At 68.4% G+C, this 6,000-nt stretch carries 7 protein-coding genes; 6 read left to right on the top strand and 1 reads right to left on the bottom strand.

Annotated features, from left to right (window positions below; translation table 11 throughout):
* Window positions 1-39 precede the first annotated feature (39 nt).
* Window positions 40-2,274 (top strand): TonB-dependent receptor, encoded by a 2,235-nt coding sequence (locus ATE62_RS20340; RefSeq protein ID WP_058809021.1) that lies wholly within the window; start codon window positions 40-42, stop codon window positions 2,272-2,274.
* A 227-nt stretch (window positions 2,275-2,501) separates the two neighbouring features.
* Window positions 2,502-2,780: a hypothetical protein gene (locus ATE62_RS20345; protein WP_058810672.1), complete on the top strand. Its 279-nt coding sequence runs from the start codon at window positions 2,502-2,504 to the stop codon at window positions 2,778-2,780.
* On the opposite strand, the gene ATE62_RS23450 is transcribed toward ATE62_RS20345, so the two are convergent.
* The gene (locus ATE62_RS23450; RefSeq protein ID WP_058810671.1) at window positions 2,777-3,466 is read right to left on the bottom strand and encodes a helix-turn-helix domain-containing protein; all 690 of its coding nucleotides are present in this window, start codon (window positions 3,464-3,466) and stop codon (window positions 2,777-2,779) included. The genes ATE62_RS20345 and ATE62_RS23450 overlap by 4 nt on opposite strands.
* A gap of 108 nt (window positions 3,467-3,574) precedes the next feature.
* On the opposite strand from ATE62_RS23450, the gene ATE62_RS23455 reads away from it, so the two are divergent.
* The 4 genes from ATE62_RS23455 to ATE62_RS20370 all read left to right on the top strand — a co-directional run bounded on the left by ATE62_RS23455 (window position 3,575) and on the right by ATE62_RS20370 (window position 5,887).
* The gene (locus ATE62_RS23455) at window positions 3,575-4,081 is read left to right on the top strand and encodes a hypothetical protein (RefSeq protein WP_058818594.1); all 507 of its coding nucleotides are present in this window, start codon (window positions 3,575-3,577) and stop codon (window positions 4,079-4,081) included.
* A 140-nt stretch (window positions 4,082-4,221) separates the two neighbouring features.
* Window positions 4,222-4,665, top strand: a complete 444-nt coding sequence (locus ATE62_RS20360; RefSeq protein WP_231736340.1) for a DUF6265 family protein — start codon at window positions 4,222-4,224, stop codon at window positions 4,663-4,665.
* A gap of 45 nt (window positions 4,666-4,710) precedes the next feature.
* Window positions 4,711-5,403 (top strand): helix-turn-helix transcriptional regulator, encoded by a 693-nt coding sequence (locus ATE62_RS20365; protein WP_058810668.1) that lies wholly within the window; start codon window positions 4,711-4,713, stop codon window positions 5,401-5,403.
* Window positions 5,404-5,482: 79 nt separating this feature from the next.
* Window positions 5,483-5,887, top strand: coding sequence for a GFA family protein (locus ATE62_RS20370; protein ID WP_058810667.1), 405 nt, complete (start codon window positions 5,483-5,485; stop codon window positions 5,885-5,887).
* Window positions 5,888-6,000 lie beyond the last annotated feature (113 nt).

The raw sequence follows: 6,000 nt of genomic DNA on the forward strand, positions 1-6,000 counted from the left end.
CTTACATGCTAGAATGCAAAAATCGAGAGGGGAGAGACGATGAACAACAGGATCCACAGGCTGCTGGCCGTCGGGACCGCGCTCGGCGTGCTGGCCGGGGCACAGGGTGCGCGGGCGCAGGACTCGGCGGGCGCCGCTGAGCCCGATAGCGGTTACCAGCTCGAGGAAATCGTCGTCACCGCGCAGAAGCGCGCAGGCGACCTGCAGGATACGCCGATCGCGATCTCGGCGTTCAGCGGCGAGACGCTCGAGGATCGCGGCATCAAGGATATCGCCAACCTGCAATCCTATGTCCCCAACCTCCAGATCGGGCAGGAACAGGACGGCACCAAGATCGCGCTGCGCGGCATCGGGCTCCAGGGCACGACCTCGATCTCGGACTCGGGCATCGCCTTCTACATCGACAATTTCTACGTCGGCCGCCCCGCGGGGGGCAGCGCGGTCTTTTTCGACATCGACCGGATCGAGGTGCTGCGCGGTCCGCAGGGCACGCTCTATGGCCGCAATGCGACCGGCGGCGTCGTCAATGTCATCTCGAAGCGGCCCGACCCCGACGAATTCGCGGGGCAGGTCGGCGCCAGCTACGGCTCGCGCAATTTCTACGAGGGTCGCGCGATGCTCAACGTGCCGCTCACCGAAATCGCGGCACTGCGCGTGTCGGCGGTCTATTCGGAGGAAGACGGCTATATCAGGAATGTCTCGACGCTTCCGGGGACCAAGGATGGCTTCGGCAGCGATGGCGACTATAGCGTCCGCGGCCAGCTGCTCGTCGGCACCCCCGACGAGATCGAGGTCCATCTGTTCGGCAATTATTCGAAGCAGAACGGCAGCGGCATCACGATGAGCTATCTCGAGCGCAACATCGGCGGCCCGCCGCCGGTGCAGGCGCTGCTGCGCACCATCCCCGCCGACAATCCCAACCCGCGGATCACCAACAATAATTTCCCCGGCTATCTCGACATCGAGACGACGACGACCTGGGCCAAGCTGACCAAGGACTTCGGCAGCGTCGAGGCGGTGATCCAGGGCGGCAAGATGTGGCAGACGAGCGACCTCGTCCAGGATTTCGACGGGTCGGGGGTCGATGTCGGCCGCTTCCGCAAATATCAGACGAGCAACGCGACCAGCCTCGAGGCGCGGCTCGCCTCGACTGGCGGTGGGCCCTTCACCTGGATCGTCGGCGGCTATTATTTCAAGGAAAGCGTCTATATCCTGCGCGACGTCCGGCTGAACGGCCTGACGCCGGGGGGGCAGATCACGCTGCCGCCCTTCCTGCTCGACGAATATGGCACCAGCCGTACGATCGCCGCCTTCGGCTCGGCGACCTATGCGATTGCGCCGACCTTCCGCGTCACCGCGGGGGTGCGCTACACCGACGATTACAAGGGCGGGCGCAAGATCACGCGGGGCAATTTCGGCCAGCCTTTCCCGCCCGACATCCCCAACGCGCAGTTCAGCGGCATCACCGGCTTCGACAAGATCAACTGGAAGCTCGGGCTCGAATGGGACGCCGCCGACGACACGCTCGTCTACGCCAGCGTGTCGACCGGCTACAAGGCGGGCGGTTTCAACATCTCGTCCGACGCCTCGCCCTATCAGCCCGAGAATATCACCGCCTATGAGCTCGGCATCAAGACCGACTTCTGGGACCGCCGTGCGCGTGTCAACGTCGACGCCTTCTACTACGACTATAGCGACATGCAGCTCACGACGCTCGGCACCTTCGGGCCCAGCAATGCGCCGGGGCAGTTCACCGTCAACGCGGGTTCGGCGCGCATCTACGGTATCGAGCTCGACACCCAGTTCAAGGTGACCCCCGACCTCCTCTTGATGGCGAGCTATGCCTTTACCGACGCCAAGTTCACCGAGCTGTTCAACGCCGACCCGCGCAACAATATCCGGCTCGACCTTTCGGGGAACACGGTCCCCTATGTGTCGCGCCACGCGATCAACCTCGGCGCGCAATATGACGTCGAGCTGGGCGATGCCGGAACCTTGAGCTTCGGCATCAACCACGGCTGGCACTCGAAGAAATGGCTGCGCGAGTTCAACAATCCGGTGATCGATCTGGTCCCCGCGAACGGCAAGACCGACATCACGGTGAGCTTCGAGGTCGCCGACACCGGGCTCAAGATCACCGGCTACGTCACCAACCTCGAGAACGATATCGAGCGCAACAATATCTATGTCAGCCCCGGCTTCATCGGGTCGAGCGCGGTGACGAGCTATTCGAAACCGCGGACGATCGGCGTGCGCGCCGACTGGAAATTCTGACCTCCCGGAGGGGGATGGTCCCAATAATCCTCCCTGTCGCGAAGCGATGGGGAGGGGGACCATGCGAAGCATGGTGGAGGGGTGTGGCGGCGTCGAACCGACGCTCAAGGCCTCGACCCCTCCACCGCCCTGCGGGCGGTCCCCCTCCCCACGGCTTCGCCGCAGGGAGGATTAAGAAGGCAAAAGCCCATTGGCGCCGCCGCGCGCATCGGGCATGGCGTGCCCTCATGAGCCGACCCGACCTCACCGACGCCGATGCGCGCGCCGCCTATCGCAACGAACTGCGCGGGGTGGCGCGCTGGCCGCGGACCGTGGGGCTGCTCTGCGTCTTCGCCTCGCTGGGGCTGTGGGCCTGGCCGCAGAGCGGCGGGCCGTTGGTGCTGGGGCCGCTCGCGACCGAGAGCTGGGGCTGGATCATACTCGGGGTCGGCTGGGCGATATTGCTGTGGGCGATCGTCACGCGCACGCGCTACCACCGCGCGCGGATGGACGAGCCCGAGGCTTAGCTGCGCAAGAACGGGCCCTTCGCCCGCGTCCGCGCCTGACCCGCGGGCACTCCCGCCAGTTCGCGAAATTCGCGCGCCATATGCGCCTGGTCGGCATAGCCGCGCTCGGCGGCGTGGCCCGCGAGGCTCGCTTCGCCGGGGAGGGTTTCGAAGGCGGCCTGGAAGCGGCGGAGGCGGAGCCACGCGCGCGGTGGCAGGCCGACGTGCGCGGCGAACCAGCGCTGGAGCATGCGCGGCGGCATGGCGGTGGCGCTCGACATCGCGGCGACGCTGGGCGCGGCGAGGATCGCGGTGCCGATGGCGTCGAGCCCGGCCTCGGCGGCGAGGCGCGCCTCGATCGCGCCAAAATCGGGCGCGTCCCACGCGGCCCAGCGGCCGTGGAGGTCGGCGAGGGGGATGGTGCCGACGACGCTCCACGCCCAGGGCCAGAGGCGGAGCGCCTCGAACGCGGCGTCGCCGCTTATCTCGAAAGGCTGCGGGCGATCGACGAGGCCGACGACGAAGGCCGACGGTTGCTCGCCGTCCCAGCGCGAGCGCCCGCGGGTGCGGCGGATGATCTCGACGCAGCCGTCGGGGGTCGCCTGCTGCGGCAGCCATGCGCCGGGCGCGCCGTCCGCGGCGAGCGTCCAGCGCGCCTTGACCAGGCCCGCGAGCTGCGGCGGCGGCGGGGTCTCGCGATAGTCCATCGCCGCCCTTAGACGCCGATCTCGGCGCGCGTTCAAGGGGCGGCCAATGGCGGCGCGCCGCGACTCCGTCTTCGGGTGGGGGCGATGATCGAAGAGAGGGAATTTCCCATGGCCATTCGTTCTGTTGCCGCACTGCTTGCCTTGCTCTCCTGCACCGCGCCGCTTCAGGCGCAGACGATCCGCGATCCTGCGCTCGCCGGCGCGAGTCCGGTCGCGATGGGGAGCTTCGTCGGGGCGCGGCTGCGCATCCCGCTCGGCGGTACCGGAGAGGGCGGCGCGCCGATCCGCGCCGGGCTGACCGTCGCGCCGATGCAGCGGAGCGGCGGGGCGGGCGACGTCGCGCCGGTATGGCGGATCGGCGACGGGCTCGAATTCGGCTTCACCAGCGACGCGCCGGTGGCGCATGTCTCGCTCGGCGGGCAATATCTGGGCCCGGCGCGCTACGCCCCCGGCGGCAAGGCGGCGGCGAAGGCGCGGACCAACCTGTCCGACGGCGAGACCGTCGCCGCGGTGGTGGTCGGGCTGGCGCTGCTCGCCGGCGGCGGGCTGCTGCTCGCGCTCGACGCCGCGGGCGACCCCGATCCGTGCGAGCCGGGCGGGTGCAATAATAATTAGGGCTTAAGATCCTCCCCACGCGCAGCGATGGGGAGGATCGGGCGAATGCCGATCCGAGGTTTCCGACTCCCCGTACGTGTCGCATCGGTTCAAGACCGGGGCGGCGAAGCGTGGCAAAGCGCGCGGGACAGGAGGCGTTTATGAAGGCATTTATGGCGACGGGTCTGGCGGCCCTGCTGGTGGCGGCCAGCCCCGCGGCGAAGGTCGACGATCTCGCGTGGATGGCGGGGCAGTGGAGCCGCGAGGAGGGCGGGCGCTGGACCGAGGAGAGCTGGGCCAGCCCGCGCGGCGGGACGATGCTGGGGCACAGCCGCTCGGGTGCGGGCGACAAGCTGCGCGAGTTCGAGTTCCTCCGCATCGCGGCCGATGCCGAGGGCGTGCCGACCTATTATGCGCAGCCCGGCGGGCGGCCGCCGGTGGCGTTCCGGCTGGCGAAGCGGGAGGGGACGAGCGCGACCTTCGAGAATGCCGCCCATGATTATCCGCAGCGCATCGCCTACGTCCGCGACGGCGACACGCTGACCGCGACGATTTCGGCGATCGACGGGTCGCAGGCGATGGGCTGGACCTTCCAGCGCCGCTGAACCGCCGCTACCGTCGCGCCCGGCGCAGGCGCGAGAGGAGCGACGGTGGACAAGACGGGACGGCTCTTTGCGATCATCGACAGCCTGCGCCGACGGCGGCGGCCGGTGACCGCGGAGATACTCGCCGAGGAGCAGGGGGTGTCGGTGCGCACCCTCTATCGCGACGTGCAGGCGCTGATCGCGCTGGGCGCGCCGATCGAGGGCGAGGCGGGGGTCGGCTATGTGCTGCGCCCGGGATTCTTCCTGCCGCCGCTGATGTTCACCGCCGACGAGCTCGAGGCGCTGGTGCTCGGCGCGCGCTGGGTCGAGGGGCGGCAGGACGGGGCGCTGTCGCGCGCGGCGGGGCTGGCGCTCGCCAAGATCGCGGCGGCGAGCCCCGACGATCTGAAGCAGCGGATCGACGAGTCGGGACTGTGGCCGGTGAACAGCCGCTGGCGCGAGAGCAATGCGCCGTTGCTCGCGACGGTGCGCGAGGCGATGCGCGCCGAAAAGACGCTGCACATCGATTATGCCGACGAAAAGGGCGCGGCGACCGAGCGCGCGATCTGGCCCGCGGCGCTCGCCTATTTCGAGGACCGGCAGGTCATCGCCGCCTGGTGCCTGCTGCGGCAGGATTTCAGGAGTTTTCGCATCGACCGCATCGCCGCGGCGCGGATCGGCGACGCCCGCTTCGGGCGGCGGCGCGCGGTGCTGATGGCCGATTGGTGGCGCAAGAACGGCTATGACGACGCCTCCTGACAGGATCTGTCAGGGGGGTGGGCTAGAGATTTTCGGGTGAGGAGCGCCGGCGGACGGCGCGTCAGACCGGAGAAGACCGATGCTCAAGACCCACCATGGTTCGTGCCACTGCGGCGCGGTGAAGTTCGAAGCCGAACTCGACCTCGAGGCGGGGACGGGCAAGTGCAATTGTTCGATCTGCACCAAGAAGCGTGGCTGGAGCGCGCAGATCAAGCCCGACGCCTTTCGCCTGCTGACCGATCCCGCGGCGCTGTCGGACTATCAGTTCGGCTCGTCGAGCGTGCATCACCTCTTCTGCAAGACCTGCGGCGTGTCGCCCTATGGCCAGGGCTATGTCGAAGAGATCGGCGGGGCCTATGTCTCGGTGGCGATCGCGTGCCTCGACGATCTGACGCCGGCCGAGATGGCCGCGCTGCCGGTGCAGCATATGGACGGCGCGGGGAATAATTGGTGGAACCCGCCGGAGGTGACGGCGCATATGTGACGAAAGGCGCGACCTTTTATAGGGTGGCGGGGAACGACGGCTTTGGGGTGAGGAGCGGACTTTCCTAATCCTCCCTGTCGCGAAGCGATGGGGAGGGGGACCATGCGAAGCAT

The sequence above is a fragment of the Sphingopyxis sp. HIX genome, from assembly GCF_001468285.1.
In the GTDB taxonomy this organism is placed as follows: domain Bacteria; phylum Pseudomonadota; class Alphaproteobacteria; order Sphingomonadales; family Sphingomonadaceae; genus Sphingopyxis.